At 75.1% G+C, this 25,111-nt stretch carries 24 protein-coding genes and 1 pseudogene; 6 read left to right on the top strand and 19 right to left on the bottom strand.

Annotation, left to right across the window (positions count from 1 at the left end):
• Position 1 precedes the first annotated feature (1 nt).
• The 4 genes from ACQPYN_RS10065 to ACQPYN_RS10050 form a co-directional block, all read right to left on the bottom strand.
• Complete coding sequence (locus ACQPYN_RS10065; RefSeq protein ID WP_433036422.1) at positions 2–358, bottom strand: PRC-barrel domain-containing protein; 357 nt, start codon at positions 356–358, stop codon at positions 2–4.
• 11 nt (positions 359–369) lie between these two features.
• Positions 370–834 carry a hypothetical protein gene (locus tag ACQPYN_RS10060; protein ID WP_433036420.1) on the bottom strand — a complete coding sequence of 155 codons (465 nt, stop codon included), beginning with the start codon at positions 832–834 and terminating at the stop codon, positions 370–372.
• Positions 835–989: 155 nt separating this feature from the next.
• Positions 990–2,063: a tRNA 2-thiouridine(34) synthase MnmA gene (gene mnmA, locus ACQPYN_RS10055; protein ID WP_433036418.1), complete on the bottom strand. Its 1,074-nt coding sequence runs from the start codon at positions 2,061–2,063 to the stop codon at positions 990–992.
• 73 nt (positions 2,064–2,136) lie between these two features.
• The gene (locus tag ACQPYN_RS10050) at positions 2,137–3,324 is read right to left on the bottom strand and encodes a cysteine desulfurase family protein (RefSeq protein ID WP_433036416.1); all 1,188 of its coding nucleotides are present in this window, start codon (positions 3,322–3,324) and stop codon (positions 2,137–2,139) included.
• A 143-nt stretch (positions 3,325–3,467) separates the two neighbouring features.
• On the opposite strand from ACQPYN_RS10050, the gene ACQPYN_RS10045 reads away from it, so the two are divergent.
• The gene (locus ACQPYN_RS10045; RefSeq protein WP_433036414.1) at positions 3,468–4,700 is read left to right on the top strand and encodes a cytochrome P450; all 1,233 of its coding nucleotides are present in this window, start codon (positions 3,468–3,470) and stop codon (positions 4,698–4,700) included.
• A 175-nt stretch (positions 4,701–4,875) separates the two neighbouring features.
• Here ACQPYN_RS10045 and ACQPYN_RS10040 read toward each other — a convergent pair whose 3' ends face one another.
• Together ACQPYN_RS10040 and ACQPYN_RS10035 are read right to left on the bottom strand one after the other, a co-directional pair.
• The gene (locus tag ACQPYN_RS10040) at positions 4,876–5,835 is read right to left on the bottom strand and encodes an electron transfer flavoprotein subunit alpha/FixB family protein (protein WP_433036412.1); all 960 of its coding nucleotides are present in this window, start codon (positions 5,833–5,835) and stop codon (positions 4,876–4,878) included.
• Positions 5,836–5,865: 30 nt separating this feature from the next.
• Positions 5,866–6,648 (bottom strand): electron transfer flavoprotein subunit beta/FixA family protein, encoded by a 783-nt coding sequence (locus ACQPYN_RS10035; protein ID WP_433036410.1) that lies wholly within the window; start codon positions 6,646–6,648, stop codon positions 5,866–5,868.
• A 261-nt stretch (positions 6,649–6,909) separates the two neighbouring features.
• Here ACQPYN_RS10035 and ACQPYN_RS10030 point away from each other — a divergent pair, with 261 nt between their 5' ends.
• On the top strand, positions 6,910–7,080 hold the full coding sequence (locus ACQPYN_RS10030; protein WP_433036408.1) for a hypothetical protein: 171 nt from the start codon (positions 6,910–6,912) through the stop codon (positions 7,078–7,080).
• 40 nt (positions 7,081–7,120) lie between these two features.
• On the opposite strand, the gene ACQPYN_RS10025 is transcribed toward ACQPYN_RS10030, so the two are convergent.
• The 12 genes from ACQPYN_RS10025 to ACQPYN_RS09970 all read right to left on the bottom strand — a co-directional run bounded on the left by ACQPYN_RS10025 (position 7,121) and on the right by ACQPYN_RS09970 (position 20,294).
• Positions 7,121–8,134: an ABC transporter substrate-binding protein gene (locus tag ACQPYN_RS10025; protein WP_433036406.1), complete on the bottom strand. Its 1,014-nt coding sequence runs from the start codon at positions 8,132–8,134 to the stop codon at positions 7,121–7,123.
• Positions 8,135–8,271: 137 nt separating this feature from the next.
• Positions 8,272–9,312: a FecCD family ABC transporter permease gene (locus ACQPYN_RS10020; RefSeq protein ID WP_433036404.1), complete on the bottom strand. Its 1,041-nt coding sequence runs from the start codon at positions 9,310–9,312 to the stop codon at positions 8,272–8,274.
• Complete coding sequence (locus tag ACQPYN_RS10015) at positions 9,309–10,382, bottom strand: FecCD family ABC transporter permease (RefSeq protein WP_433036402.1); 1,074 nt, start codon at positions 10,380–10,382, stop codon at positions 9,309–9,311. Before ACQPYN_RS10015 ends, ACQPYN_RS10020 begins: the two co-directional genes overlap by 4 nt.
• Positions 10,379–11,077, bottom strand: coding sequence for an isochorismatase family protein (locus tag ACQPYN_RS10010; protein ID WP_433036400.1), 699 nt, complete (start codon positions 11,075–11,077; stop codon positions 10,379–10,381). The genes ACQPYN_RS10015 and ACQPYN_RS10010 overlap by 4 nt, the downstream gene beginning before the upstream one ends.
• Positions 11,074–12,795, bottom strand: a complete 1,722-nt coding sequence (locus ACQPYN_RS10005) for a (2,3-dihydroxybenzoyl)adenylate synthase (protein WP_433036398.1) — start codon at positions 12,793–12,795, stop codon at positions 11,074–11,076. The genes ACQPYN_RS10010 and ACQPYN_RS10005 overlap by 4 nt, the downstream gene beginning before the upstream one ends.
• On the bottom strand, positions 12,792–14,054 hold the full coding sequence (locus tag ACQPYN_RS10000; protein WP_433036396.1) for an isochorismate synthase: 1,263 nt from the start codon (positions 14,052–14,054) through the stop codon (positions 12,792–12,794). The genes ACQPYN_RS10005 and ACQPYN_RS10000 overlap by 4 nt, the downstream gene beginning before the upstream one ends.
• An 81-nt stretch (positions 14,055–14,135) precedes the next feature.
• Positions 14,136–14,897, bottom strand: coding sequence for an SDR family oxidoreductase (locus ACQPYN_RS09995; RefSeq protein ID WP_433036394.1), 762 nt, complete (start codon positions 14,895–14,897; stop codon positions 14,136–14,138).
• Positions 14,894–16,339 (bottom strand): lysine N(6)-hydroxylase/L-ornithine N(5)-oxygenase family protein, encoded by a 1,446-nt coding sequence (locus tag ACQPYN_RS09990; protein ID WP_433036392.1) that lies wholly within the window; start codon positions 16,337–16,339, stop codon positions 14,894–14,896. Before ACQPYN_RS09990 ends, ACQPYN_RS09995 begins: the two co-directional genes overlap by 4 nt.
• A 216-nt stretch (positions 16,340–16,555) precedes the next feature.
• Positions 16,556–16,864, bottom strand: coding sequence for a hypothetical protein (locus tag ACQPYN_RS09985; protein WP_433036390.1), 309 nt, complete (start codon positions 16,862–16,864; stop codon positions 16,556–16,558).
• Between the two features lie 260 nt (positions 16,865–17,124).
• Positions 17,125–17,541: a DoxX family protein gene (locus ACQPYN_RS09980; protein ID WP_433036388.1), complete on the bottom strand. Its 417-nt coding sequence runs from the start codon at positions 17,539–17,541 to the stop codon at positions 17,125–17,127.
• A 45-nt stretch (positions 17,542–17,586) separates the two neighbouring features.
• A complete protein-coding gene (locus ACQPYN_RS09975; RefSeq protein WP_433036386.1) occupies positions 17,587–18,228 on the bottom strand; it encodes a response regulator in 642 nt (213 codons plus the stop codon).
• Positions 18,225–20,294 (bottom strand): sensor histidine kinase, encoded by a 2,070-nt coding sequence (locus ACQPYN_RS09970; RefSeq protein WP_433036384.1) that lies wholly within the window; start codon positions 20,292–20,294, stop codon positions 18,225–18,227. Before ACQPYN_RS09970 ends, ACQPYN_RS09975 begins: the two co-directional genes overlap by 4 nt.
• A gap of 169 nt (positions 20,295–20,463) precedes the next feature.
• Here ACQPYN_RS09970 and ACQPYN_RS09965 point away from each other — a divergent pair, with 169 nt between their 5' ends.
• Both ACQPYN_RS09965 and ACQPYN_RS09960 read left to right on the top strand, forming a co-directional pair.
• Positions 20,464–21,015 (top strand): hypothetical protein, encoded by a 552-nt coding sequence (locus tag ACQPYN_RS09965; RefSeq protein ID WP_433036382.1) that lies wholly within the window; start codon positions 20,464–20,466, stop codon positions 21,013–21,015.
• Positions 21,016–21,054: 39 nt separating this feature from the next.
• A complete protein-coding gene (locus ACQPYN_RS09960) occupies positions 21,055–21,825 on the top strand; it encodes a class I SAM-dependent methyltransferase (RefSeq protein ID WP_433036380.1) in 771 nt (256 codons plus the stop codon).
• On the opposite strand, the gene ACQPYN_RS09955 is transcribed toward ACQPYN_RS09960, so the two are convergent.
• Positions 21,803–22,093 (bottom strand): hypothetical protein, encoded by a 291-nt coding sequence (locus ACQPYN_RS09955; protein WP_433036378.1) that lies wholly within the window; start codon positions 22,091–22,093, stop codon positions 21,803–21,805. The genes ACQPYN_RS09960 and ACQPYN_RS09955 overlap by 23 nt on opposite strands.
• Positions 22,094–22,234: 141 nt before the next feature.
• Here ACQPYN_RS09955 and ACQPYN_RS09950 point away from each other — a divergent pair.
• Together ACQPYN_RS09950 and ACQPYN_RS09945 are read left to right on the top strand one after the other, a co-directional pair.
• Positions 22,235–23,781 (top strand): annotated as a pseudogene (locus ACQPYN_RS09950) (1,4-alpha-glucan branching protein domain-containing protein).
• 70 nt (positions 23,782–23,851) lie between these two features.
• Positions 23,852–25,084 carry a glycosyltransferase family 4 protein gene (locus ACQPYN_RS09945; RefSeq protein WP_433036376.1) on the top strand — a complete coding sequence of 411 codons (1,233 nt, stop codon included), beginning with the start codon at positions 23,852–23,854 and terminating at the stop codon, positions 25,082–25,084.
• Positions 25,085–25,111 lie beyond the last annotated feature (27 nt).

Here is a 25,111-nt window from a genome sequence, read left to right as displayed (position 1 = left end):
CTCAGCGCCGGGCGAGGCGGCGTGCGGCGCCGACCGACGCCGCCGGCAGGCCGTAGTGCTCGAACACCGCAGGCTCGTCCTCGGCGGCGAGCTCGCCGTCGGTGTCGATGGACGGCGCGTGCTTGGCGAGGTCCTTGGCCACCGTCACGCGCACGTGGTCCGGCGCGACCGTCGCCCCGGTCAGCGGCACGAACGCGAGCCGGCGGCGACCGACCATGCCGACCACGACCGTCGCGAACACGGGCTCGTCGGACACCGTGTCGACGTAGATCGCCTCCAGGCTGCCGATCTTGCCGCCCGTGGGGTCGACGACGGACCTGCCCTGCCAGTCGCGGATGTTCTCCGCCTCGAAGCCCATGGCCGCGCAGCCTAGGGCGAGCGCCGCGCCGAGGAGAGGATCCGCACCGCGAGGGACTCGGTGATGCCCAGCCGTGGCGTGTTCTGCCGGGCCCGCTCGACGATCTTCCGGGGCGAGAGACCCATGTCGGCGTAGAGCCGGACGATGTTCTCCTGGGCCGGGGTCCAGGACGGCGTGGCGGCGCGGACCGGTCGCGCCTGCCGGGGCCTGCGGGGTGCCGGGATGTGGGGAGTCGCCTCGTGCACGGTCCCCAGGCCGGTGTTCTTCGTGGCGAACTCGCCGGCGGCGGCGCGCGCGGCGATCTCGTCGGGCTCGGCGACGCGGAAGGCGTCGCCGCTCTTGTTGACGGCCACGGCGGTGACGGTCGGGCCCCGGCGGTACTCGGCCTGGCAGGCCGGGGCGGTGCAGTAGGTGTATCCGAGTTCGGCGCGCTCCGCGTCGAGGACGACGCCGCAGCCGATGCAGTGCGTGCTCATGCTGAGACCGATTCTACTCCTGACGCTAGACGCGCGTCCCCCCTCGATGATCACCAGGTCGACAAGCACCCGGATCCCGCCGCCCGACGTGTCTCTCCGCCTGGTGATCATCGAGACGGGGCGGGGCGGGGCGGCTCAGCGCGGCTCGGAGCGGCTCAGCGCGAGGTGGCGGCGATCGTGGCGCTGCCGAGCACGACGTCCCCGCGGACGTCCGGCCGGTAGAACACGGCCGCCTGGCCGGGCGCGACCCCGCGCAGAGGCTGCTCGAGCAGCACGTCGACGCCGTCGTCGCCCACCCGCACCGTCGCCGCGACGAGACCGCCGTGGGCGCGGACCTGGACGGCGCAGGTGAGCGGACCGACCGGCGGCTCGACGAGCCACACGGGGTCGGACGCCGTGAGCTCCGTGATGTCGAGATCCTCGGCCGGGCCGACGCGCACCGTCCGGCTGACCGGCTCGAGCCCCAGCACGTAGCGCGGTCGCCCGTCGGGCGCGGGCCGGGCGATGCCGAGGCCGTGGCGCTGGCCGACGGTGAAGTCGTGGACGCCGCGGTGGTGCCCGACGACCGCCCCGGACGGGTCGACCATCTCCCCCGGCGCCTCGTCGATGCGCTCGGCGAGGAACGCCTGGGTGTCGCCGGAGGGGATGAAGCAGATGTCGTGGCTGTCGGGCTTCTCCGCGACGACCAGCCCGCGCTCCGCCGCCTCGGCGCGGACCTGCGCCTTCGGGCTGTCGCCGAGGGGGAAGAGCGCGCCCTCGAGCTGGTCGGGGCGCAGGACGCCGAGGACGTAGGACTGGTCCTTGTCGGGGTCGACGGCCCGGCGGAGGAGGCCGTCCTCGAGCCGGGCGTAGTGGCCCGTCCCGACCGCGTCGAAGCCCAGCGCCCGGGCCCGCTCCAGCACCGCCGAGAACTTGATCTTCTCGTTGCACCGCAGGCACGGGTTCGGCGTGCGCCCGGCGGCGTACTCGGCGACGAAGGGTTCGACGACGTCCTCGCGGAAGCGGGTCGCGAGGTCCCAGACGTAGAACGGGATGTCGAGGACGTCCGCGCAGCGCCGGGCGTCGCGGGAGTCCTCCACCGAGCAGCAGCCCCGTGCGCCCTCGCGCATCGTCGCGGGCTTCGCCGAGAGGGCGAGGTGGACGCCGGTGACCTCGTGGCCCGCGTCGCGCAGCCGCGCCGCCGCCACCGCCGAGTCGACGCCGCCGCTCATGGCGGCCAGGACCCTCATGGTGCGCTCCGCGCATGTGAGCACTTCGGAGTGCTCCAGCACTCCGAAGTGCTCACAAGGCCGCAGGCCACCGTCATGACCGCGCCAGCGCGTCCCCGGCGCGGCGGGCGCGCTCGACGACGGGGCCGATCGCCTCCACGACGGCGTCGACGTCGGCGGCCGTGGAGTTGTGGCCGAGCGAGAAGCGCAGCGAGCCGCGGGCGAGGTCGTCGTCGAGGCCCATGGCCAGCAGGACGTGGCTGGGGCGGGCGACGCCGGCGGTGCAGGCCGAGCCGGTGGAGCACTCGATGCCCCGGGCGTCGAGCAGCATGAGCAGGCTGTCGCCCTCGCAGCCGGGGAACGACAGGTGCGCGTTGCCGGGCAGGCGCTCGCCGGGCCGGTCGAGCGGGACGCCGTTGAGGCGCGCGTCGGGCACCTCGGCGATCACGCGGGCCACGAGGTCGTCGCGCAGGGCGGAGAGGGTCGCGGTGCGCCGCTCGATGTCGCCGACGGCGGCCCGTACGGCCGTCGCCAGGCTCATCACGCCGGGCACGTCGAGGGTGCCGCTGCGGACGTCGCGCTCCTGCCCGCCGCCGTGCAGCAGCGGGGTGCAGGCGGCGTCGCGGCGCAGCAGCAGGGCGCCCGCGCCGACGGGGCCGCCGAGCTTGTGTCCGGTCAGCGACAGCGCGTCGACGCCACTGGCGGCGAAGTCGACCGGCACGGCGCCGACGGCCTGCACGGCGTCGGTGTGGAACGGCACGCCGTACTCGTGCGCGACCTCGGCCAGCGCGCGGACGTCGTTGACGGTGCCGACCTCGTTGTTGGCCCACATGACGCTGACCACGGCGACCTCGCCGGGGTGGGCGGCGAGCGCCTCGCGCAGGGTCGCGACGTCCACCCGGCCCGTCGCGTCGACGGCCAGGACGTCGAGGGTGGCGCCCTCGTGCTCGGCGAGCCACTCCCCCGCGTCGAGCACCGCGTGGTGCTCCGCGGCCGAGACGAGCACGCGGGTGCGGCGGGGGTCGGCGGCCCGGCGGGCCCAGTAGAGGCCCTTGACGGCGAGGTTGTCGGCCTCGGTACCCCCGGTGGCCAGCACGACCTCGGACGGCAGGGCGCCCACGGCCTCGGCGATCGACTCGCGCGACTCCTCGATCGCCCGACGCGCCCGGCGGCCCGCCGAGTGCAGGGACGACGCATTGCCGACGCGCCCGAGCGCCTCGGTGAGGGTGGCCGCCGCCTCCGGCAGCATCGGCGTGGTCGCCGCGTGGTCGAGATAGGTCATCGACCGGCCAGCGTAATCCCCTCGTGCACGATCGGCTCCCCCGATCCTTTGCGGGGCAGGACGCCGTGGTCATCCGGCCGCACGGGCACTAGCGTCGCGGCCGGTCACGCCCGCCCGGCGCCGGAGGTCGCATGACGCGAGACGTGAGCGACGAGACAGCCGGTTACTGGGCGCCGCAGCGCGCGGCGGGCGTGCACGACGACGCCGAGCACCGGCGCGACCACTTCGACCCGCTGTCGGAGGCCCTCACGCGCGGCCGGTACGTGCGGATCGCCGGGGAGATGGCGCGGCAGTGCCCGGTGACGCGGACCGACGGGTTCGCCGACGGCATCTGGACCGTCTCCGGCTACGCCGAGCTGCAGGAGCTGCACCGCCGGGAGGACTCCGCGTTCTCCGCGTTCCCGGTGCTGCTCCAGCACTTCGGCAACACGCGCCCGATGATCCCGATGGAGTCCGACCCGCCGCTGCATCGGCAGTACAAGCAGATCATCGCCCCGCTGCTGTCGCGGTCGGTGCAGGCGGACAAGGAGCCCGCCTACCGTGCGATCGCCCGCGGCCTCATCGACCGATTCCTGCACCGCGGACGCTGCGAGGTGTTCGGCGAACTGTGTAACCCGATGACCGCCCACGCGCTCATGGACGCCCTCGGCGTGCCCGGCCCCGACCGCGAGCGCCTCGCCGACCTCGCCGTCGCGCTGGTCCGGGGACGCGCCGAGGGCGGCAACCAGGCCGACGCGATCTACGCGTACTTCACCGACCTCGCCGCCGCGAAGCGCCGCGAGCCCGCCGACGACCTCGTCACCGCGCTGACCACGGCGACGGTCGACGGGCGCCCGCTCACCGAGGAGGAGATCCTCGACTACTGCGTGATCCTGCTGCCGGCGGGCTTCGAGACCACGGCGAGCTCGATGAGCTTCGTCCTCCTGCTGCTCGCCGAGCACCCGGATCTCCAGGACGAGCTGCGCCGCGCCCCCGAGCGCATCCCCGACGCCCTCGAGGAGCTCATGCGCCTCGCGACGCCGACGCGCTCGCACACGCGGACCGTGCTCGCCGACACCGAGATCGGCGGCCGACTGCTGCGCGCCGGCGAGCGCGTCTACCTCAACTGGGCGGGCGCCAACCACGACCCGCGGACCTTCGACCGTCCCGGGGAGCTCGACGTCGACCGGCGCCCCAACCGGCACATGGCCTACGGCTTCGGGCCGCACCTGTGCGTGGGGATGCACATGGCGCGCGCCGAGCTCAAGGTCGCCGTCGAGGAGATCCTGGCGGCGATGGACGACATCGCCGTCGAGGACCCGGCGGCCGTCGTCGAGGAGATCGGCACGACCTGGGCGCTGACCCACCTCCCGCTGACCTTCACGCCGCGCCGCTAGGAGCCCGGGCGAGACCGGCCCGCGCCGGAGATCACGAGCACGTCATCCACCTCGACGGCGCTCCGCAGTGCACCACGTCACCTTTGATCTCCACGACGCCCCGTGGAACGAGCGAAGGGCACCTTCGCTCGGATAGATCGAGCGAAGGTGCCCTTCGGTCACGAATCGGGCGCGCCTACGAGCTGCGCTTGCCGACCTCCTCGGTCAGCTGCGGGCTGATCGCGAAGAGGTCGCCCACGACGCCGAAGTCGGCGATCTCGAAGATCGGGGCCTCGGGGTCCTTGTTGACCGCGACGATCGTCTTCGAGGTCTGCATGCCGGCGCGGTGCTGGATCGCACCGGAGATGCCGAGCGCGATGTAGAGCTGCGGCGAGACCGTCTTGCCGGTCTGCCCCACCTGGAACTGGTTGGGGTAGTAGCCGGAGTCGACGGCGGCGCGCGAGGCGCCGACCGCGGCGTGCAGCGAGTCCGCGAGGGTCTCGACGACGTTGAAGTTGTCCGCCGAGCCGACGCCGCGGCCGCCGGCCACGACGACGTTCGCCTCGGTGAGCTCGGGGCGGTCGCCGCCGACGATCGGCGCGCGGTTGGACACCTTGCCGGACGTCGCCTCGTCGATGGCCGGGACCTCGACGTTCTCCTGCGTGCCCGCCCCGGCGTTCTCCTCGATCTCGATCGAGCCCGAGCGCCACGAGATCACCGCGGTGTCGGTGGTCGCGCGCGACTGCACGGTGAAGGCCCCACCGAAGATCGAGTGGGTGCCCTCGCGCTGACCGTCGACCTCGACGAGGTCGTTGAGCCAGCCGGAGTTGGTGCGGACGGCCAGACGCCCGGCCACCTCGCGGCCGTCGGCGCCGGCGGCGATGAGCACGGCCGGCGGGGAGACCCGCTCGACCAGCGCCGCCAGGGCGTCGACCTGCGGGGTCGACAGGTAGTTCACCGCGTCGTCGGACTCGGCGACGTAGACCTTCTCGGCGCCGTGCGCCGCGAGGCCCTCGGCCAGCTTCGCCGCGGTGCCGGGGGTGCCGACGACGACGGCCGCCGGCTCGCCCAGGCGGCGGGCCGCCGTGAGCATCTCGTACGTGTTCTTCTTGATCTCCCCGTCGACGTGGTCGACGAGGACCAGGACCTCAGCCATGGTTCTCCTCTGCGGTGTCGGTGGGGCGGATCAGATGAGCTTCTGGCCCACGAGGAACTCGGCGATCTTCTGGCCGCCGTCGCCCTCGTCCTCGACCTTCTGGCCACCGGACTTCGGCGGGCGCGGCGCGAACGAGTCGACCTGCACCAGCGAACCGGCCAGGCCGACTTCGCCGGCCTCGAGCCCGAGGTCGGAGATGCCGAGCGCGCTCACCGGCTTCTTCTTCGCGGCCATGATCCCCTTGAACGAGGGGTAGCGCGGCTCGTTGATCTTCTCGCCGACGCTGACGACGGCGGGCAGCGACGCGGTGACGTCGCAGGTGCCCTCGTCGGTCTCGCGCTTCACGCTCGCGGTGCCGTTCTCGACGGTGAGGGCGTTGGCATGGGTCAGCGACGGCCAGCCCAGGATCTCACCGAGCATCCCGGCCATCGCGCCGCTGCGGCCGTCGGTGGCCTCGTTGCCGGCCAGCACGAGGTCGACGTCGCCGACCGTGCCGACGGCCTTGGCCAGCACCTTGGCGGTGGTCACGGCGTCCGACCCGTGGAGGGCCTCGTCGTTGACGTGCACGGCCTTATCCGCGCCCATCGAGAGCGCCTTGCGGATGGCGTCGGTGGCGCGGTCGGGGCCGACGGTGAGGATCGTGACCTCCGCGTCGCCGGCCTCCTTGATCTTGAGAGCCTCCTCGACGGCGCGCTCGTTGATCTCGTCGAGCACGGCGTCGGACGACGCGCGGTCGAGGGTCTTGTCGGACTCGGAGAGGGTGCGCTCCGACCAGGTGTCGGGCACCTGCTTGATCAGCACGACGATGTTCATGGGCCTCCTGCGACCTCCTGTGCTCGCATCCGTCCCGCGGACGTGTGGCTACCGACGGGTAGCTTACTCGGCGGTAACTTGCGTTCTGTCCCGACTCTCCCACGCCGGCACGACGAGGGCAGCGTGGCGTATCCCTCTCATGTTACTGGTGAGTAGGGTGTAGGCGCCTACCGGCGGGTAACTTAGGTGCGCCCGAAATGGGGATATCCTGACCCCACGCCGGGGCGGACAGGACCGCCCCGACACCCCCAGGGAGTCGTCGTGCCCGGTCTGTTCTCGAAGGTCCAGGAGTTCCTGCGCAGCCCGCAGGGCCGCAAGTACACCGACCAGGCGAAGCGCTACGCGTCGGACCCCAAGAACCGCGAGAAGGCTCAGGGGATGCTCAACAAGTTCCGCGGCAAGGGCGGCCAGGGCGGCGGCGGCCACCACTGATCGGCCCCACGCCGACGATCGCCGTGCCGCGGGTGCTCCCTCAGACCCGCGGCACGATCGTCTCGAGGTAGCTCTGCACGGCCTCGCCCTGCTCGTAGTGGCTGCAGTAGTAGTTCGGCAGCGGGAAGAGCCGCCCCTCGCGCACGGCGCGGACCTGCTGGAACGCGGGCTGGGCGAGCAGCGTCTGGGTGTTGGCGTCGACGCCGCCCCGGGTGTCCGCGAGGTGCAGCACGACGTCGCAGTCCTCGAGCTGGGCCGGCGCCTGCTCGTAGGACAGGCGGCCCCCGGCGCCCGTCCTGCCCTCCGCGAACTGCCCGAACCGGAAGCCCGCGTCGGCGAGGACCACGCCGCTCCAGGACGTCGGGTAGTCGCTGAAGAACCCGCCGCCGGAGGAACCGCGCACCAGCGCCCACCGCGTGCGCCCCAGGGTGGCGGCGTACTGCTCGCGGATCCGCGTCGCGTGCTGGTCGTAGCTCGCCTTGAGCTGCTCGCCCTGCGGCAGCCGGTTCACCGCGTCGGCGGTCCGCAGCGCCCGCTCGCCCCAGCTGCCCGGGTTCGCCGCGGCCGGGAGCAGGAGCGTCGGCCCGATCCCCGACAGCTGGGCGCCGAGGTCCGCGGGCAGCGACGGCACCAGGGTGCCGAGGATGAGGTCCGGCGCCTGCGCCGCGATCGCCTCGAAGTTCAGCGCGGTCGGCGTGCCGACCTTGGGGATCGCGTCGTAGGCCTGCTGGTACTCCGGCAGCACCCCGCCGACCGTGGCCTGGGCGGTGCCGGCGGGCGTCACGCCGACGTCGAGCAGGGCGTAGGTCGTGTAGAAGTCGGTGCACACGATCCGCTGCGGGTTCGCGGGGATCTCCACGGGTCCCGACGCGCCGGTGACCGTGCGCGTTGCGCCGCCCGCTCCGCCCGCGTCCCCGCCGCCGCACGCGGCGAGCACGAGCGTGGCGGCCGCGCCGCCGGTGCCGGCCAGGAAGCCGCGACGCGACAGTGCGCTGCGCACTGTCGGGCGGACCGTCGGTCGGCGCGTGGGTCGGGACGTCGTGGCGGTCGCCATCAGGGGCTCTCCTCGGGGTCGGGGTTCTCAGGGGGTGGGCACGGCGGCGGGCCGCCGGGGCGAGCAGGCAGCGGGCCAGGAGCGACCGGTCGCCGAGGACGACGGCGCCGTCGTCCGGCACTCCTCATCGGCACTCCTCATCGGCCCGCCCGCCACTCGCGGGCGAGCAACCACACGAGGTAGAGCCCGCCGATCGCCGCGGTCATCGCCCCCGCCGGGACCTGCAGCGGCGCGACGAGCCGCTGGCCGAGCACATCGCCGGCGAGCAGCAGGACCCCGCCCATCAGTCCGGCCGCGATCACGGTCGGCCCCGTGGTCCCGGCGAGCCTGCGGGCGAGCTGCGGGGCCGCCAGCGCCACGAACGCGACGGGACCGACGGCGGCCGTCGCCACCCCGACGAGCGCGACGCCGGCCAGCAGCGTCACCACCCGCGTGCGCCCGACGGTCACGCCCACCCCGCGGGCGAGCAGGTCGCCCATCCCGAGGAGGTCGAGGCGCCCGCTCACGCCCACCGCGACGGGCACGAGGACGGCCAGCGCGATCGCGGTGGCGAGCACCTCGGTCCAGCCGCGCCCGTTGAGGGTGCCGACGAGCCAGCTCTGCGCGGCAACCGCGGCCGGCAGGTCGGCGCGCAGGATGAGGACGTTGTTGAGCGCGGCGAGCACCGCGTTGACGCCGATGCCGACGAGCACGAGGCGGTAGCCGCCGGTGGCCCCGCCCAGCAGCGCCTGGACCGCGAGCATCGTGACGACGGTGCCGATCAGCGCGCCCGCGGTCGTGCCCGCGGAGCCGCCGCCCGCCAGCAGGATCGCGATGAGGGCGCCCGACGCCGCGCCGGTGGTGAAGCCGAGCAGGTCCGGGCTCGCGAGGTCGTTGCGCGCCAGCGACTGGAACAGTGCCCCGGCCACCCCGAGCGCCGCGCCCACGACGAGCGCGAGCACCACCCGGGGCGCGCGCAGGTCGACCACCACGTACTGCTGGGCGCGCGAGCCGGTGCCGGTCAGCGCGCCGACCACCTGACCGACCGAGAGCTGGTAGTCCCCGAGCGTCATCGCCAGCGCGCCGAGGACCACGGCGGCCGCGAGCAGGCCGAGGGTGGCGGCGACGGCGCGGGGCCGGACCCGGACCGACAGGCCGCCCGCCCGGAGCACCGGGACGCGGTACGGGGTGGCGGTCACAGCTCCACCACCCGCCGCCGGCGGGCGATCGCGAGGAAGACGGGCGCGCCGACGAACGCGGTCACGACCCCGACCTCGAGCTCGGCCGGGATCACGACCACGCGGCCCACGACGTCGGCGCCCACCACGAGGAGCCCGCCGAGCACCATCGACCAGGGCACGACCCAGCGCTGGTCGGGTCCGGTGATCCCGCGCGCGAGGTGCGGCACCGCGAGCCCGACGAACGCGATCGGCCCGCAGGCCGCGGTCGCGCCGCCGCAGAGCAGCACGATCCCGACGCCGGTCAGCGCCCGGACGCGGGTCACGGGGACGCCGAGGGCGCGGGCGGTCGTCTCCCCCAGCGCCAGCGCGTTGAGCGCGCGCGAGAGCGCCAGCGCGAGCAGCGCCCCGACGGCGAGGAACGGCAGCACCTGCAGCAGCGCGCCGGGGTCCCGGCCGGTGAGGGACCCGACGCGCCACACCCGGAACTGGTCGAACGTCGTGGGGTCCACCAGGGCCACCGCGTAGATGACGCCCTGCAGCGAGGCGCCGACCGCGGTCCCGGCGAGCGCGAGGCGCACCGGGGTGGCGCCGCTGCGTCCCGTCGCCCCGAGCAGGTAGACGAGGACGGCGACGGCGGCCGCACCGGCGAGCGAGAACCAGACGTAGCCGTCGAGCGTGGTGATGCCGAACAGCACGATGCCGCCGACGATCGCCGCCGAGGCGCCCCAGTTGATGCCCAGCACCCCCGGGTCGGCCAGCGGGTTGCGGGTGAGCGCCTGCATGAGCGCGCCGGCCGCGCCCAGGGCGACGCCCACGGCCAGCCCGAGCAGGGTCCGCGGCAGCCGCTGGTCGAGGACGATGACGGCGTCGGTGTCGGTGGGCGAGGCGGGCCCGTGCAGGAGCGCCTCGAGCACGGCGGCGGGCGGGATGCCCCGGCTGCCGACGACGAGGCTCGCCACCAGGGCTGCCAGCAGCAGGACGGTCGCGAGGACCAGTCCGCCCGCGCGGGTGCTGGTCCGCCGGGCGGCGGCAGGGTGCGCGGGAGCGGTGCGCCGGGCGCCGGTGGTGTCGGCGTCCGGCAGCGTCACGCCGGCGCCTCCCGCTCGGCACCCGTCGCCGCCACGACGTCGGGCCCGCACCCCAGCGCGTCGAGCACCCGGTCGGTCGAGGTGACGACCCCGCAGCGCTGCGCGGTCCAGGTGATCGCCTGCTCGTGGTGGGCGCGCGAGAAGTCGGCCGTCGCGTCGGCCACGAGGAACGGCTGCACGTCGCGCATGAACGCCTCGACGGCGGTCACCATGCAGCCGATGTGGGCGTAGATGCCCGTGATCAGCAGCTGGTCGCGGCCCGCGGCGGCGAGCAGCTCGGCGAGGTTGCTGCGCTGGAAGGCGCTGTAGCGCCACTTGGTCAGCACCTCGTCGCCGGGCTCGGGCGCGAGCTCGTCGAGGATCGCCACCACGCCGGGGTCCTCGACGTAGGCGGCGGCCGGGCCGCGGCCCCAGAAGTCGTCGAGCAGACCGCGCTCCGCGGGGGGCTGCTCGCCGGGCTGCGCGGTGTAGACGACCGGGACGCCGAGGACCCGGGCGCGGGCCGCGAGCGCGGCGATGTTCTCGACGCAGCGGCTCACCGGCTCCTCGGTGCGGGAGAACGGGGCCACGAAGTAGCGCTGCATGTCGTGGACGAGCAGGACCGCCCGCGTGGGGTCGGGCGCCCAGTCCGGGCGGCTCGCCGGCAGCTCGTGGGCCTGCGGAAGGGCGTAGGGCGCGATGGTCGGCAGGCTCACGACGGGCTCTCCTCGTCGGGGTCGGGGGCTCCGGATGTCGGGCGGCGCGCGTGGTCGGCCAGCGCGGCCCGCAGCGCCCGGCGGCTGGTCTTGCCCACGCCGGTCGCGGGGAAGGCGTCGACCACCTCGACGGTGTCGGGCACCTTGTAGGCGGCCACGCCGCGGTCGCGCACGAAGCGGCGCAGCGCCGCGGGGCGCGGGGGCTCCCGGTCGGGCACCGGGATGACGTAGGCGTGGGTGCGCTCGCCGAGGAAGTCGTCCGGCACGCCGACGATGGCGGCGTCGACGACGTCCGGGTGGGCGAGCAGGTGGTTCTCCACCTCCTCGGCCGCGATCTTCTCGCCGCCGCGGTTGATCTGCTCCTTCACGCGGCCCGAGACGATGATGTTCCCGCCCGGGTCGAGCCGGACAAGGTCGCCGGTGCGGTAGAAGCCGTCGGCGGTGAACGCGGTCGCGTTGTGCTCCTCCGCGCGGTAGTAGCCGCGGATCGTGTACGGCCCGCGCGTCAGCAGCGCGCCCACCTCGCCCGGGGCGACGTCGCGCTCCTCGGGGTCGTCGGGCACGACCACGCGGACCTCGTCGTCCTGGGAGATCGGGCGGCCCTGGGTCTCGACGACGACGTCGTCCGGGTCGTCGGCGCGGGTGTAGTTGACCAGCCCCTCGGCCATCCCGAAGACCTGCTGCAGGCGGGCCCCCAGCACCGGCCCGATCCTGCGCGCGAGCTCCGCGGCGCACTTGGCCCCGCCGACCTGCAGCTCCTGGAGGCTGGAGAGGTCCCGCGCGGTCGACGAGGCGGCCTGCACCCACGCCGCCGCCAACGGCGGCACGACGGCGGCCAGCGTGACGCCCTCGGCCTCGATGAGCCCGAAGCACGTGTCGGCGTCCGGCGAGGGCGCCAGCACCGCGGTGCCGCCGGCGTGGACCACGCCGAGCAGGCCCGGCGAGCTCATCGTGAAGTTGTGCGACGCGGGCAGGGCCGCGAGGTACACGGTGTCCGGCGTCAGCCCGCAGATCTCCGCGCTGGCCCGGACGCTGTAGAGGTAGTCGTCGTGGGTGCGCGGGATCAGCTTGGGCAGGCCCGTCGTCCCGCCCGAGAGCTGCAGGAACGCGATCGACGACGGGTCGGCGTCGTCGCCGGGCAGGGCACCGGGCGGGGTGCGGCGCAGCGAGCCGAGGGTGACGACGCCGGACGGCAGTTCGCCGGCGGAGGGCGCGGCGACCACCACGTGGCGCACGGCGTCGACGGTCGCGGCCACCTCGAGCGCCGCCGCGGCGTGGTCGAAGCGGTCGTGCCGGCCGACGGTGACGATCGCCGTCGCCTCGGCGTGCTCGGCGAAGTAGCGGATCTCGCTGGCGCGGTGCGCGGGCAGCGCGAACACCGGCAGGGCGCCCAGGCGGAACAGCGCGAAGACGACCTCGAGGTACTCGGGCACGTTCGGCAGCCACACGACGACGCGGTCGCCCGGGGCCACGCCGAGCTCGGCCAGCCCGGCGGCCAGCCCGCGGGCGCGGGCGTCGAGCTCGTCGTAGGTCCAGCGCTGCGGTCCCGACGGACCGGTGCCCACGACGGCCGTGCGCGGGCCGTGCGCGCCGACGGCGGCGTCGAGCAGGCCGGAGAAGGTCTGGCCGGTCCAGTAGCCCGCGGCCCGGTAGTGCTCGGCGACCTCCGGCGGGTACGGGACGACGCCCTCCTCCACGGGGCGGGCGGTGGTCGTCACGGCGTCGCCTCCAGCCCGAGCGCCGAGAGCAGCGTGCGGAACTTGGCGCTCGTCTCCGCCAGCTCCGCCTCGGGACGGGAGCCCTCGACGACCCCGGCCCCCGCGTAGACGCGCACCGCGCGCCCGGCGACCTCGGCGCAGCGGATCGTGACCGCCCACTCGCCGTCGCCGTCGGCGTCGCACCAGCCGACGAGGCCGGAGTAGAAGCCGCGGGGGAACTCCTCGAGCTCCTCGATGGCCGCGCGGGCGGCGTCCGTCGGCTCCCCGCACACCGCGGGGGTGGGGTGCAGCGCCTCGGCGAGCTGCAGCGAGGTCGGCGCGGGGTCGCGCAGCGTGCCCTCGATGCGGGTGCCGAGGTGCCAGAGGGACGCGGTCCGGGTGACGCTCGGGGTGGTGGGGACCTCCAGCGACGTGCAGTAGGGCGCGAGTCGCTCGGCGACCCGGTCGACGACGAGCGCGTGCTCGCGCAGGTCCTTGGCGGACGACGCGAGCTCCTCGCCGCGGCGCGCGTCCTCGTCGGGGTCGGGGCTGCGGGGGGCCGTGCCGGCGAGCGGATGGGACACGACGAGGTCGCCGCGCCGGGCCGCGAGCAGCTCCGGACTGTTGCCGACGAGGGTGCGGGTGACGGGGCCCTCGGCGGCGTCTTTGTCCGGGTCGGTGACGTCCGCGGCGAACACGTACCCCGTGGGGTTGCGGGCGGCGAGACGCTCGAGGATCACGGCCAGGTCGAGGGGCGCGGGCGCGGTCAGCGTCGCCGCGCGGGCGAGCACGACCTTCTCCAGCTCGCCCTCGGCGATCATCTCCAGCGCGCGGCGCACGGCGGCCGCGTACCGCGGCGGCGGCGGCTCGGCACGGAAGTCCCACCGGGTGCCCACCGACGCGGGCGCCGAGGGCGGCGCGTCGAGCGGCGGCGCGGGCGGGGCGTCACCCTCCTGACGCGCGATGGTCGGCGTGCGGTGGACGTGCCCCGGGACCACGAGGCGGGCCTCGCCGGGCGCGAACCCGACCGCCCCGACCACCAGCGGGTCGGGGTTCCCGGCCGCGCGCTCGGCCGCGAGCGTCGCCGCGGCCATCGCGCCGACCGAGCCCGGCGAGGCGTCCGGGACGCGGGTCCGCACCCCGGTGGTCCGCAGCGTCACCTCCCGGGTGGAGAAGAGGAAGGCCCCCGGACCGGAACCTGGGCCGGGCGGGACGTCCACCGACACGTCCTCCCCCGCGGGCTCGATCTCCGGACCGGCGCTGGTCGGGGTGCGGGTCATCGGGGTCCTCTCACGATGCGGGCCGAGGGCTGTGGTCGGGCGTGCGGGGACGGCAGCGGTGGAGGTGGTGGAGAGATCGGCTCAGGGCCCGAGGGAGGCCCCGCCGTCGACGTAGACGGTCTGGAGGGTGACGTGACGGGCGGCGTCGGAGGCGAGGAACGCGACGACCTCGGCCACGTCCTGCGGGTCGGCGATCCGCCCGAGCGGGATGCCGAGCTTGAACGTCTCGGCCGAGCCGCGGACGAGGGCGGCGTGGTCGGCGGGCAGGTCGCCCATCGCCTCGAGCATCCCGGTGTCGGTCGACCCCGGGCACACGACGTTGGCGCGCACCCCCTGCCCGGCGAGCTCGAGGCCCAGGACGCGGGTGAGGGCCACGGCGGCCGCCTTCGACGCGGCGTACGCGGCCATCCCCGTCCGGGGGACGCCCGCGGCGTTGGACGCGACGGTGACGACGGACCCGCGTCCGCGCTCGGCGAGCCGCGCGCCGACGGCCCGGCAGGCGTGCATGACGCCGGTGGCGTTGACGTCGAGGCAGTGCCGCCAGTCGGCGTCGTCGAGCTCGGTGACCCGGCCGACGTGCAGCACGCCGGCGACGTTGACCAGCGTGTCCAGCGGCCCGAGCGCCTCCTCGGCGGCCTCGACCGCCTTCTCGACGGCGGCGGCGTCGGTGACGTCGGCGGGCACCGCGATCGCGGTGCCGCCGTGCTCGCGCACCGTCGCGGCGGCCGCCTCGACGGCCTCGGCGTCGCGGTCGAGCAGGGCGACCGACGCGCCCGCGTCGGCGAGGCGCCGGCACACCGCGAGCCCGATGCCGCCGGCGGCGCCCGTCACCAGGGCGGTCACGACGTCACCACCCCCGGGTCGCCCCACCGCCGGCCGACGGTGGCGGGCTCGCCGCTCTCGTGGGCGACCGGCAGGTCGGGCTCCGGACGCCGGTGCCCGAGCACCGAGTCGAGGATCTCGCCCGCCCGTACGGCCGTCGTCGAGAGCAGCGTGGAGCTGATGCCGTGGGTGTGCTCGGTGGGTCCCTGCAGGTAGACGCCGGCCGTGAGCGGCTCGACGGTGTGCAGCCGGTAGTCGCGGTCGACCAGCAGCTCGCCGTCCTCGGCCCGCCGGCACCAGGCCCCGACGTCGCCGAGCAGCCCGCTCGGGTCGATCGGCCGGTAGCCGGTGGCGTAGACGACGACGTCGGCGGTGATCGTGTGGTGGTGACCCGTGGTCAGGACCTCGACGTCGACCTCGATGTCCGGACCGTCGGCACCCGCGCCCGGCCCGGCGCCGTCGACGTCGGGGTCCGGGGAGCGCACGCTCGACACCCGTGACGCCCCGTGGACGTGCAGGCGGCGCGGCCCGCGGACCTGCTCCTGGTAGGCGCGCCGGTAGAGCTCGGCGATCAGCTCCGGGTCGACCACCGAGTAGTTCGTGTTGGCGTGGTAGTCGAGCAGCATCTGCTTGACCTCGCCGGAGGCCGCGAAGAAGTGGTCGACCGCCTCGGGATCGAAGATGCGGTTGGCGAACGACGTGTCGTCGGCCGGGCTGTAGCCGTAGCGGGAGAACACGGAGTGCACCTCGGCCGCGTCCTCGCGGTCGTGCAGGTGCGCCGTCGTCTCGGCCGCGCTCTGGCCCGCCCCGATGACGACGTAGCGGCGGCGCCGCGGACCGGCGGGCGGGAGCTCGCCCAGGCGGGAGAGCAGCTCGCTGTTGTGCCAGATCCTCCGGCCGCGCTGGACGCCCTCGGGCAGCCACGGCACCAGGCCGGTGGCGACCACGAGGTTGCGGGTGCGCACGACGCGGGAGCCGGCGCCGTCTCCCTGGGCGTCGCGCAGGACGACGTCGATCTGGTCGATCTCGCCGTCGGACCCGGTGACGGGGTGCACCGCGACCGCCCGCGTCCCGTACGAGACGAGGTGGCGGACGTCCGCGGCGCACCACTCGAGGTAGTCGTGGAACTCGACCCGCGAGGGGAACAGCGACTTGTTGTTGATGAAGTCGGCCAGCCGGCCCTGGCCCTGCAGGTAGTTCAGGTACGAGCGTGGGCTCGTCGGGTCCCGCATCGTCACGAGGTCCTTGAGGAACGACACCTGCATGGTGGCCCCGTCGAGGAGCATCCCGCGGTGCCAGCCGAACGCGGCCTGCTGCTCGACGAACGACGCGCGGATCCGCGACGAGCCGGGCGCGCGCTCGTTGTGCTCCTGCACCGCCAGGGCCAGCGCGAGGTTCGAGGGCCCGAACCCCACCCCGAGGATGTCCACGACATCCACGGGAGATCCCGGTTCGCGATTCATCGTTCTCCCCGGCGTCGACACCAGACCGTTAGGAAACCCTAACCTAACTGGACGAAGGGGGCGACGACGGTGTCAGTCCTCCCACATCGCGTAGTCGCACGCTCACGGGGTGTTGTAGACGCGGGCCGGCTCCGGGTCAGCGCCGGTCGCGGAACGCGACGGGCCCGGCCCCCCGATCAGAGGGGCCGGGCCCGTCGTGGACCTCGCGGGAGCTCGTCAGAGCACGCTGATGGCGATGTTGTTGCCGCTGAGGTTGTCGTTGAGGATCCGGTTGCAGGCGACGTTGCCGAGGTTGGCGCCGCCGACGGGCGCCTGGGCGAGGACGTTGCCCAGCGCCGAGTCGCCGTCGATGCCGCCGTTGGCCGTGGCGCTGCCGCCCGTGACGTTGCAGTCGTTGTCGTCGCTGCGCTCGTGGCTCGAGTGGTGCTCGGAGTCGTCGTGGCACTCGGTGGCCGACGCGAACGGGGCGGCCACCATGAGGCCGGCCGCGACACCGACGGTGACGACACCCATCTTCTTGAACATGAGACTCCTCGGGACGCTGCTTCTCTGGGGAGCGGGACGCCCCGGCCGCCTTCTCCCGGCGACGTCCCCCCGTCGCTCCCGAGCGAGCCCGATCCGGCCCGTGCGGTGACGACCACCACTCAACGAGGGGACCTCGCCGGAGTGACGCATCGAAACCGGTGATGACACCTCGTGACGTTTCGTCCTCGACGGCAGCGTGCGGTGGGCCGTTCGCGTGGTGCGGTGGGGCGTCCCGGAGGAGGCGCGCGGCGGAGCCGGGGTCAGCGGTGGCGCACACCCGGGAGCAGGCCACCGGCGTGCAGCGCCGTCGCCCAGAGGGCCGGCTCGATGAGCAGGCGCACGAGCCGCTTGCGGTCGGTGTCGAGCCCGAGGCCGTCGACCTGCTGGCGGTACTGCGCGATGTTGCCGGGGAAGACGGCGACGAGGAACGCGGTCGCGAGCGCCGACATCCGCCGGCGCTCCTTCGGCAGGGCCAGCAGGCCGAGACCGAGCGAGATCTCCACCGCGCCGCTCAGCAGCACCACGTCGTCGGCGTCGATCGGCACCCAGGGCGGGACCTGCGACCGGAACTCCTCGCGGACGAACGTGAGGTGGCCGGTGCCGGCGAGGATGAGGCCGGCGCCCCACCCCCACCGGGCCAGCTGCTGGGTGAGCGGCGGGGTCGTGCTGGCGGTCATGGGTCTCGGACCTTCCTGACGGGGACGTCGCGGGGAGGTACCCGGTCAGCGCCGGCCGAGACCGTGGTCGCGGGCGAGCAGGGCAGCTTCGGTGCGGCTGGTCACTCCGAGCTTCGCAAAGATCGTCGAGAGGTTGTTCGTGACCGTCTTGGTGGCGACGCCGAGCCGCGCGGCGATCGCGGCCGTCGAGGTGCCGACGGCGAGCAGGTCGAGGACCTGGCGCTCGCGGGCCGTGAGGTCGGCGAACGGCCGGTGCTCACCCGGGGCCTTGAGCGCCCGGTGCGTCACGCCCGAGCCGAGGATCGTCGCCCCGCCGGCGACGGCGTGGATGGCGCGGACGATCTGCTGGCGCGAGTCGCCCTTGAGGACGTAGCCGGCCGCGCCGGCGTGGATCGCGGCGCGCACGGACTCGTCATCGTCGAGCATCGTGAGCACGAGGATCCCGACGTCGGGTGCCGCCGCCCGGACCTGCCGTGTCGCCTCCACCCCGTCGAGGCCGCCGGGCATGTGCAGGTCGACCACCAGCACGTCCGGGTGCAGACTCACCGCCTCCCGCACCGCCCCGTCGCCGGTCTCGGCGGTGCCGATCACCTCGATACCCTCCACCGCCGCCAGCAGTGCGGCGAGTCCGTCGCGGATGATCGGGTGGTCGTCGGCGAGGACGACGCGGACCGCACCGGCGGTCATCGCGCCACCAGCGGGAGGCGCGCGCGGACACGTCCGCCGGCGGGTGTCGGCGCCGCGCTGACCGAGCCTCCGAGCTCCTCGGCTCGCTCGACCATCGACCGCAGGCCCACGCCGGCGCACCACGTCGGGCCGCCGCCCGGACCGTCGTCCTGCACGCCGACGACGAGGTCGGCCTCGCAGCGACGGATCTCGACCTCGGCGTGGGTCGCCCCGGCGTGCCGGGCGACGTTGGTGAGGGCCTCGACCAGGATCCGGTAGGCGGCCACCTCCACGGCGGCAGGGAGCTCGCCGACGTCGTCGGCGGCCTCGTCCGGGAGCGCGAACGCCAGCGGCGCCGGCTCGTCGCGCGTGAGGCGTCGCGCGTGCCGGCGCACCGCCTCGACGAGGCCGAGCTCGTGCAGTGCCGTCGGGTGCAGCTCGTTGATCAGGCGGCGGACGTCGGCGAGCGCGCCCGTCACGCCGGCATGGATGTCCTCCCCGAGCGCGGCGATGCGCAGGCGGGCGTCACGGTTCCCGTCGGCCAGCGTGACCACAGCATCCGCCTGGAACGCCACGCCGGTGAGGACCGAGGCGAGCCCGTCGTGCAGGTCGCGGCGCAGGCGGCGCCGTTCCTCCTCCCGCGCGGCCACGATCTCCTGGCGGGACCGGCGCACCGCATCGGACAGCGTCTCGGCGTGCAGGGCCACCCCGATCGGGAGCGCCATGAGCTCGAGCACCGCCCGGTCCGACGAGCCGAGGCGTGCCTGCCCCGAGCGGACCCCCACCCGTAGCTCCCCCACCGTCCGTCCCGCGTGGCGGAGCGGGAAGGTCTCGGTGGACGGGGGTCGCGCGCCGACCTCGCCGACCCGCTCGCCGGCCACCACGAGCGCGGCCCACGGGAGCTTCAGCGCCTGGCACACCGCGGGCAGCAGGTCAGGGGGCCGGTCCGCCCCGGTGGCCAGCTGCTCGGTCACGGACGAGACGGCGCGGACCGGGTCGCCCCGGTCGCCGTAGAGCAGGCCGTCGACGAGGCGCTGGAGACGGACGCGGATCGGGTTGAACGCCGCCGCGACGACGACCGTCGCGGCGATCGACGAGGCCGGCCCGGCGAGCCCGCTCACGAGATCGACCACCGCGGCGTACGTAGCGACCAGCGCCAGCGTCAGCACGAGGTAGGTGACGGCTCGCGACCACAGCAGGCGGATGTCGAGGAGCTGGTGGCGCAGCACCGCGATCGTGATCGCCACCGGGATCAGCGCCACGGCGAGGGTGGCGATGACCGGGAAGCCGGTGCCGGGGCGCGCCACGGACCAGACGGCCCTCGTCCCGGCCACCGTCACCACGGTGGTGACCGCGCCGAGCAGCGGCCAGAGCACCTGTCGCCGCGTGCGCTCATTGCCCCGGCGGTAGCGCAGGACCAGGGTGACGACGCCCGCGAGGTAGGTCGCGGCGAGCAGGATGTTCGTGATCGCGCCCAGCGGGCTCGTGTCCAGGCCCGGGACGGCGATCAGCGACCACGCCGGCGACACCTCGCCCGGCGCGAAGCCGGCGACCGGCGCGAGCGGGTACGGATCGGCGCTGAAGGTCAGGACCTGGAGGACGCCGTTGGCGACGATCAGCCCGAGCGGCCAGCGCGCTCGCCACGGGAACCGCCCGTCGGGGAAGACGAGCACCGCGAGGGGCAGGAACAGCCCGACCGCCCACGGCCAGGCCGCCGAGTACACGGTCGCCGTCCACGTCACCGCCGTGGCGTCGCCGGTGACGACGGCGTGAATGATCCACGGCGTGATCGCGGCGGTCGCCGTCTGGGCGACGGCGACGCCGAGCAGCAGCCAGCCGAGGGCGTTGCGCGGGCGGTGGACGGCGATGAGCCCGCCGCAGAGAGCGCAGACGGTGCCGATGGTGGCGTTGCTGATGAGGAAGCTGTCCCGGGCCGCCGCGAAGGTCACACCGGTGACGAGCACCCCGACGACCGTGGCCACCGTCTCGGCGGCCGCCAGGACGACGAGGGCGACGGCCGGCCACGGCGGCCGGTCCCCACCAGCGACGTCGCCGCCGACACCGCCCGCGTCCCCCCGGTCGGCCATGCGCCCATCCTGCGACCCGAGCGGGCGCTTGTCTGCGGTCGAATCGCCCGGCGGGGCCGGGTACTTCCTCCCGTCCCGGCGGGCAGCACCCGGGCGTTCCGGCTCTGCCCCGCGGGACGAGCCCCCCTCGACGCTCGGTGACGCATCCACCGCGACCCCGGGAGCCGTCATGACCGACACCCTGATCCACCCCGCCAGCGACGTCCGTCCGTACGGCGCCGTCACCGTCCTGGGGGGCCTCGTCGTCACCGTCCTCGGGGTGATCGGGGCGCTCTCCCCGTCGGCCGTGGGGGCCGTGTGGTTCGCGACGGTCGTCCCGGCCGCGCTCCTGTTCGCCGCCGGCCTCGTCGGACTGCAGCGCCGGGCCAGGTCGGTCGGAGCCTCGGGTGCGGTCATCGTCGCGCTGGTCGTGGCGGCCGTGGCGATGACGCTCTTCGGCCTCGCCCACGCTTACGCCCTTGTCGACGCCGAGACCGCGATCCTGCTGTTCAGCGTCTTCATGGTGCTCGCCGCGGTGAGCCTGATCGTCGCGGCGATCGGCATGGTCCGCGGCCCGGCCGGCCTGCCCGGGTGGGCGACCCTCGCCACCGGGGTGTGGCCGATCGCGACCATCCCCGTCGGCGCGGCCCTCGGCGACCTCCCGCACTTCGGCGCCATCGCGATCTGGGGGGTCACCTGGGTCGTGCTCGGCGTCGCGCTGCTCCGCCTGTCCCGACCCTGAGGGGTGGGGCCGGACGGCGGAGTCGGACACTGTGACGCGATGAGCGATCTCGCGCGGGAGCCGGCCCTCCCCCTCACCGGCGAGCGCACGGTGCCGGGGCTCGACGTCGAGAACTACTGGTTCCGGCGCCACGAGGCCGTCTACCTGGCGCTGGCGCCCGCGTGCGCCGGGGCGGTGGTGCTCGACGCCGGGGTCGGCGAGGGGTACGGGGCGGCGCTGCTGGCCTCGTCGGCCCGCCGGGTGGTCGGTGTCGAGCTGGAGGCGGCCGTCGCCGCCCACGTCGCCGCGCGCTACCCGGCCGTGGGCGTGACGCGCGCCGACCTGCAGGCCCTGCCGGTGGCCGACGGGACGGTCGACGCGCTGGTGACGCTGCAGGTGATCGAGCACCTGTGGGACCAGCCGGGCTTCCTCGCCGAGTGCGCGCGCGTCCTGCGCCCCGGGGGGCGGCTCTTCTGCGCGACCCCGAACCGGCTGACCTTCTCCCCCGGCGCCGGGCCCGACGACCGTCCGCTCAACCCGTTCCACACCCGCGAGCTGACCGGCCCCGAGCTCGCCGGGCTCGTCGCGGACGCCGGCCTGGTCGTGGAGTCACTGACCGGCCTGCACCACGGCCCGGCACTACGGACGCTCGACGCGCGCCACGGCGGCTCGCTCATCGACGCGCAGATCGCGCTCGCGCTCTCCGGGGCACCGTGGCCGGATCAGCTCGCCGCCGACGTCGCCGCGGTGACGGCCGGGGACTTCGAGCTGCGCGCCGACGACGTCGCCACCTCGCTGGACCTGCTGGTCAGCGCCGTCCGACGGCCGTGAGGGCCGGGTCGGCGACCTCCTCGGGCAGCGCCTGACGCATCGCGCCCGCCGCGGCCTCGCTGACCACCACGTCGCCCGTGTCGCCGCCGCCGGTGCAGGTCAGGCCACCCCCGGTGAGCTCCCCGCCGCCGCCCGTGCACTGCTCGGCGGTGGTCACCGGGACGCCCGGGACGGGCGAGGCGACGGCCGTGCCGGCGAGCCCGAGGAGGGCACCGCCCGCCGAGACGGTGGCGAGTGCTCCGGCGACGATCCGAGACGTGCTGCGCATGAGGTCCCTTTCCGGGGTCGTTGTGGACGCTCACGGTCCAACGAGGCGCGCCCGGTGCCGTGATGGCCCCGGCCGTCGCTCCGCCGTTCGGGGACGGTGGGAAACTCTGCCGTCGGGGGTCGGACGACAGGAGGGACGGACGTGTCGAGGGAACCGGTCGGCACGTTCTGCCTGGTCCTGCACTCCCACCTGCCGTGGCTGCTGCGCCACGGCGCCTGGCCCGTGGGCGAGGACTGGCTCTACCAGGCGTGGGCGCACGCGTACCTGCCCGTCGTCGAGACCCTCGAGCGTCTGGCGGCTCGGGGACAGCGTGACGTCCTGACCCTCGGCGTGACGCCGGTGCTCGCCGCCCAGCTCGACCACCCCGCGGCGCTGCGGTCGATGCACACGTGGCTCGCGGACTGGCAGCTGCGCGCACACGAGGCGCGGGACCCCGCGCTGTCGACCCGCGAGCACCGCGCCGCCGCGCACGCGCTCGAGGTCTTCGAGCGCGACTGGCGCCACGGCGCCTCGCCGGTGCTGGGGCGTCTCGCCGACGCCGGGGTCGTCGAGCTGCTCGGCGGGCCCGCCACGCACCCGTTCGCGCCGCTGCTGCCGGGGCGCGTGCGACGGTTCCTGCTCGACGCCGGCCTGCGCGACTCCGCGCTGCGGCTGGGCCGCCGCCCGGCGGGGATCTGGGCGCCCGAGTGCGGCTACACCCTGGGGCTCGAGCACGACTACGCCGCGGCGGGCGTCGAGCGCTTCCTCGTCGACGGCCCGGCGCTGCGCGGCGACACCGCGGCCGCGCACCCCGTCGACGGCACCGACGTCGTGGCCTTCGCGCGCGACCTCGAGGTCACCTACCGGGTGTGGTCGCCACGCGCGGGCTACCCGGGCGGGCCCGACTACCGCGACTTCCACACCTACGACCACGACACCGGCCTCAAGCCCGCGCGGGTCACCGGCCGGCGGGTCGTGACCGGGGACAAGAAGCCCTACGACCCCGCGCGCGCCGCCGCGGCCGTGGCGCGCGACGCGCAGGACTTCGTCGACGTGGTCCGGGCGCGGCTCGAGGCGCTGCGGGCGCAGCGGGGCGGCCGGGACTCGTCGTCAGCGCCTTCGACACCGAGCTGTTCGGCCACTGGTGGCACGAGGGCCCCGCGTGGCTCGAGGCGGTGCTCGCGGCGCTGCCGGCGGCCGGGGTCCGCGTGACGACCCTGCGCGGCGCGGTCGAGGCCGGCCACGTCGAGGAGCCGGTGGTGCTGCCCGCGTCGTCGTGGGGGTCGGGCAAGGACTGGCGGGTGTGGGACGGGCTCGCGGTGCGCGACCTCGTGGCCGACAACGAGGACGTGGCGCGCCGGCTGCTCGCGGCGATCGACGGCGCCCCGCCGTCCGCGGGCCGTGACGCCACCCTCGACACCCTCGCGACCCAGGCCGCGCTGGCGCTCTCGAGCGACTGGGCGTTCATGGTCACCAAGGACTCCGCGGCGCACTACGCCCGCCGTCGCGCGGCGCAGCACCGCGACCGCGTCCGCGAGCTGACCGACCTGCTCCCCGCCGGCCGGCACGACCTCGCGGCGTCCCGCGCCGCCGAGTTCGCCGCCCAGGACGACGTCTTCGGGCGCCTCGACGCCCGCGCCCTGCGCCGTCGGCCCACCGACGACCGCCGCGCCGCCCCTACCTACTCGGGAGTAGGGTCGCTCGCCTGATCCACCAGCCTGGGGGCCATGCTGACGTTCAACGTCAGCAAACCCCCCACGATCATGAGCGGGGTCGCCCGTGCGCGTGCTGATGCTCTCCTGGGAGTACCCGCCGGTGGTGGTCGGCGGGCTCGGGCGCCACGTCCACGCGCTGGCGACGGCCCTGGGTGACGCGGGGCACGACGTGGTCGTCGTCTCCCGCCACCCCGCCGGCACCGACGCCGAGACGCACCCCACGGCGATCGAGCGCGTCGACGGCGTGCGCGTCCTGCGCGTGGCCGAGGACCCGCCGCACCTGGAGTTCGTCCGCGACCTCGTCGCCTGGACCCTCGGGCTGGGCCACGCGATGCTGCGCGCGACGGCCGGCCTGCTGCGGGACTGGACACCCGACGTCGTCCACGCCCACGACTGGCTCGTCGCCCACGCGGCGATCGCGGTCGCGGACCTCACCGGGGCGCCGCTGGTCGCGACGCTGCACGCCACCGAGGCCGGCCGCCACGGCGGCTGGCTCTCGCAGCCGCTCAACCAGCAGGTGCACTCCGTGGAGTGGTGGCTCGCCCGCCGCGCCGACACCGTCGTCACCTGCTCGCAGGCCATGCGCGCCGAGGTCTCGGGGCTCTTCGACCTCGACCCGGACGACGTCGCCGTCGTGCACAACGGCATCGACCCCTCGGGGTGGGCGGGCCGCGCCACGCCGGATCGCGACGGCCCGCCGCGCCTCGTCTACGTCGGCCGCCTCGAGTGGGAGAAAGGTGTGCACGACCTCGTCGCCGCCCTCCCCGCGATCCGCCGCGCCCACCCGGGGACCCAGCTGCTCGTCGCGGGCACCGGCTCGTGCTCGGACTGGCTCGCCGAACGCGCACGGGTCGCGCGGGTCCGACGGGCGGTGCGGCTGCTCGGCCACGTCGACGACGCCACGCTGCGCGATCTGCTCGCCGGGGCCGACGCGGCGGTGCTCCCCAGCCGCTACGAGCCCTTCGGCATCACCGCGCTCGAGGCCGCCGCGGCCGGCGCGCCGCTGGTCGCGTCCCGGGCGGGCGGGCTGGGCGAGGTGGTCGTCGACGGCGTCACCGGCCTGTCCTTCGTGCCCGGCGACGTGCCGGGGCTGGCGGCCGCGGTGACACGCTGCCTCGACGACCCCGTGGCGGCCCGTGCGCGCGCCGGCGCCGCCCGCCGGCGCCTCGACACCGACTTCGCCTGGCCGTCCATCGCCGCCGAGACGGCCGCCCTCCATGCCGCGACGAGACCCGGTCCCCCGCGCGTCCTCGGCCGCCCCAAGATCCCGACGGGCAACGTCTTCGGCACCCCGTGAGCGATGTTCACGGCTATAGCCGTGAAC

The sequence above is a fragment of the Actinomycetospora sp. CA-053990 genome, from assembly GCF_050948445.1.
In the GTDB taxonomy this organism is placed as follows: domain Bacteria; phylum Actinomycetota; class Actinomycetes; order Mycobacteriales; family Pseudonocardiaceae; genus Actinomycetospora; species Actinomycetospora callitridis.
This window is presented reverse-complemented; position numbering and strand designations above follow the sequence as displayed.

What these genes read in the sequence shown, in the direction of transcription:
- ACQPYN_RS10065 (WP_433036422.1), bottom strand. Translation starts at nt 358, where the DNA reads ATGGGCTTCGAGGCGGAGAACATCCGCGACTGGCAGGGCAGGTCCGTC.
- ACQPYN_RS10060 (WP_433036420.1), bottom strand. Translation starts at nt 834, where the DNA reads ATGAGCACGCACTGCATCGGCTGCGGCGTCGTCCTCGACGCGGAGCGC.
- ACQPYN_RS10050 (WP_433036416.1), bottom strand. Translation starts at nt 3,324, where the DNA reads ATGACCTATCTCGACCACGCGGCGACCACGCCGATGCTGCCGGAGGCG.
- ACQPYN_RS10035 (WP_433036410.1), bottom strand. Translation starts at nt 6,648, where the DNA reads ATGAACATCGTCGTGCTGATCAAGCAGGTGCCCGACACCTGGTCGGAG.
- ACQPYN_RS09970 (WP_433036384.1), bottom strand. Translation starts at nt 20,294, where the DNA reads ATGGCCGACCGGGGGGACGCGGGCGGTGTCGGCGGCGACGTCGCTGGT.
- ACQPYN_RS09975 (WP_433036386.1), bottom strand. Translation starts at nt 18,228, where the DNA reads ATGACCGCCGGTGCGGTCCGCGTCGTCCTCGCCGACGACCACCCGATC.
- ACQPYN_RS09965 (WP_433036382.1), top strand. Translation starts at nt 20,464, where the DNA reads ATGACCGACACCCTGATCCACCCCGCCAGCGACGTCCGTCCGTACGGC.
- ACQPYN_RS09980 (WP_433036388.1), bottom strand. Translation starts at nt 17,541, where the DNA reads ATGACCGCCAGCACGACCCCGCCGCTCACCCAGCAGCTGGCCCGGTGG.
- ACQPYN_RS09985 (WP_433036390.1), bottom strand. Translation starts at nt 16,864, where the DNA reads ATGTTCAAGAAGATGGGTGTCGTCACCGTCGGTGTCGCGGCCGGCCTC.
- ACQPYN_RS09955 (WP_433036378.1), bottom strand. Translation starts at nt 22,093, where the DNA reads ATGCGCAGCACGTCTCGGATCGTCGCCGGAGCACTCGCCACCGTCTCG.
- ACQPYN_RS10025 (WP_433036406.1), bottom strand. Translation starts at nt 8,134, where the DNA reads ATGGCGACCGCCACGACGTCCCGACCCACGCGCCGACCGACGGTCCGC.
- ACQPYN_RS10000 (WP_433036396.1), bottom strand. Translation starts at nt 14,054, where the DNA reads ATGACCCGCACCCCGACCAGCGCCGGTCCGGAGATCGAGCCCGCGGGG.
- mnmA (WP_433036418.1), bottom strand. Translation starts at nt 2,063, where the DNA reads ATGAGGGTCCTGGCCGCCATGAGCGGCGGCGTCGACTCGGCGGTGGCG.
- ACQPYN_RS09960 (WP_433036380.1), top strand. Translation starts at nt 21,055, where the DNA reads ATGAGCGATCTCGCGCGGGAGCCGGCCCTCCCCCTCACCGGCGAGCGC.
- ACQPYN_RS09990 (WP_433036392.1), bottom strand. Translation starts at nt 16,339, where the DNA reads ATGAATCGCGAACCGGGATCTCCCGTGGATGTCGTGGACATCCTCGGG.
- ACQPYN_RS10040 (WP_433036412.1), bottom strand. Translation starts at nt 5,835, where the DNA reads ATGGCTGAGGTCCTGGTCCTCGTCGACCACGTCGACGGGGAGATCAAG.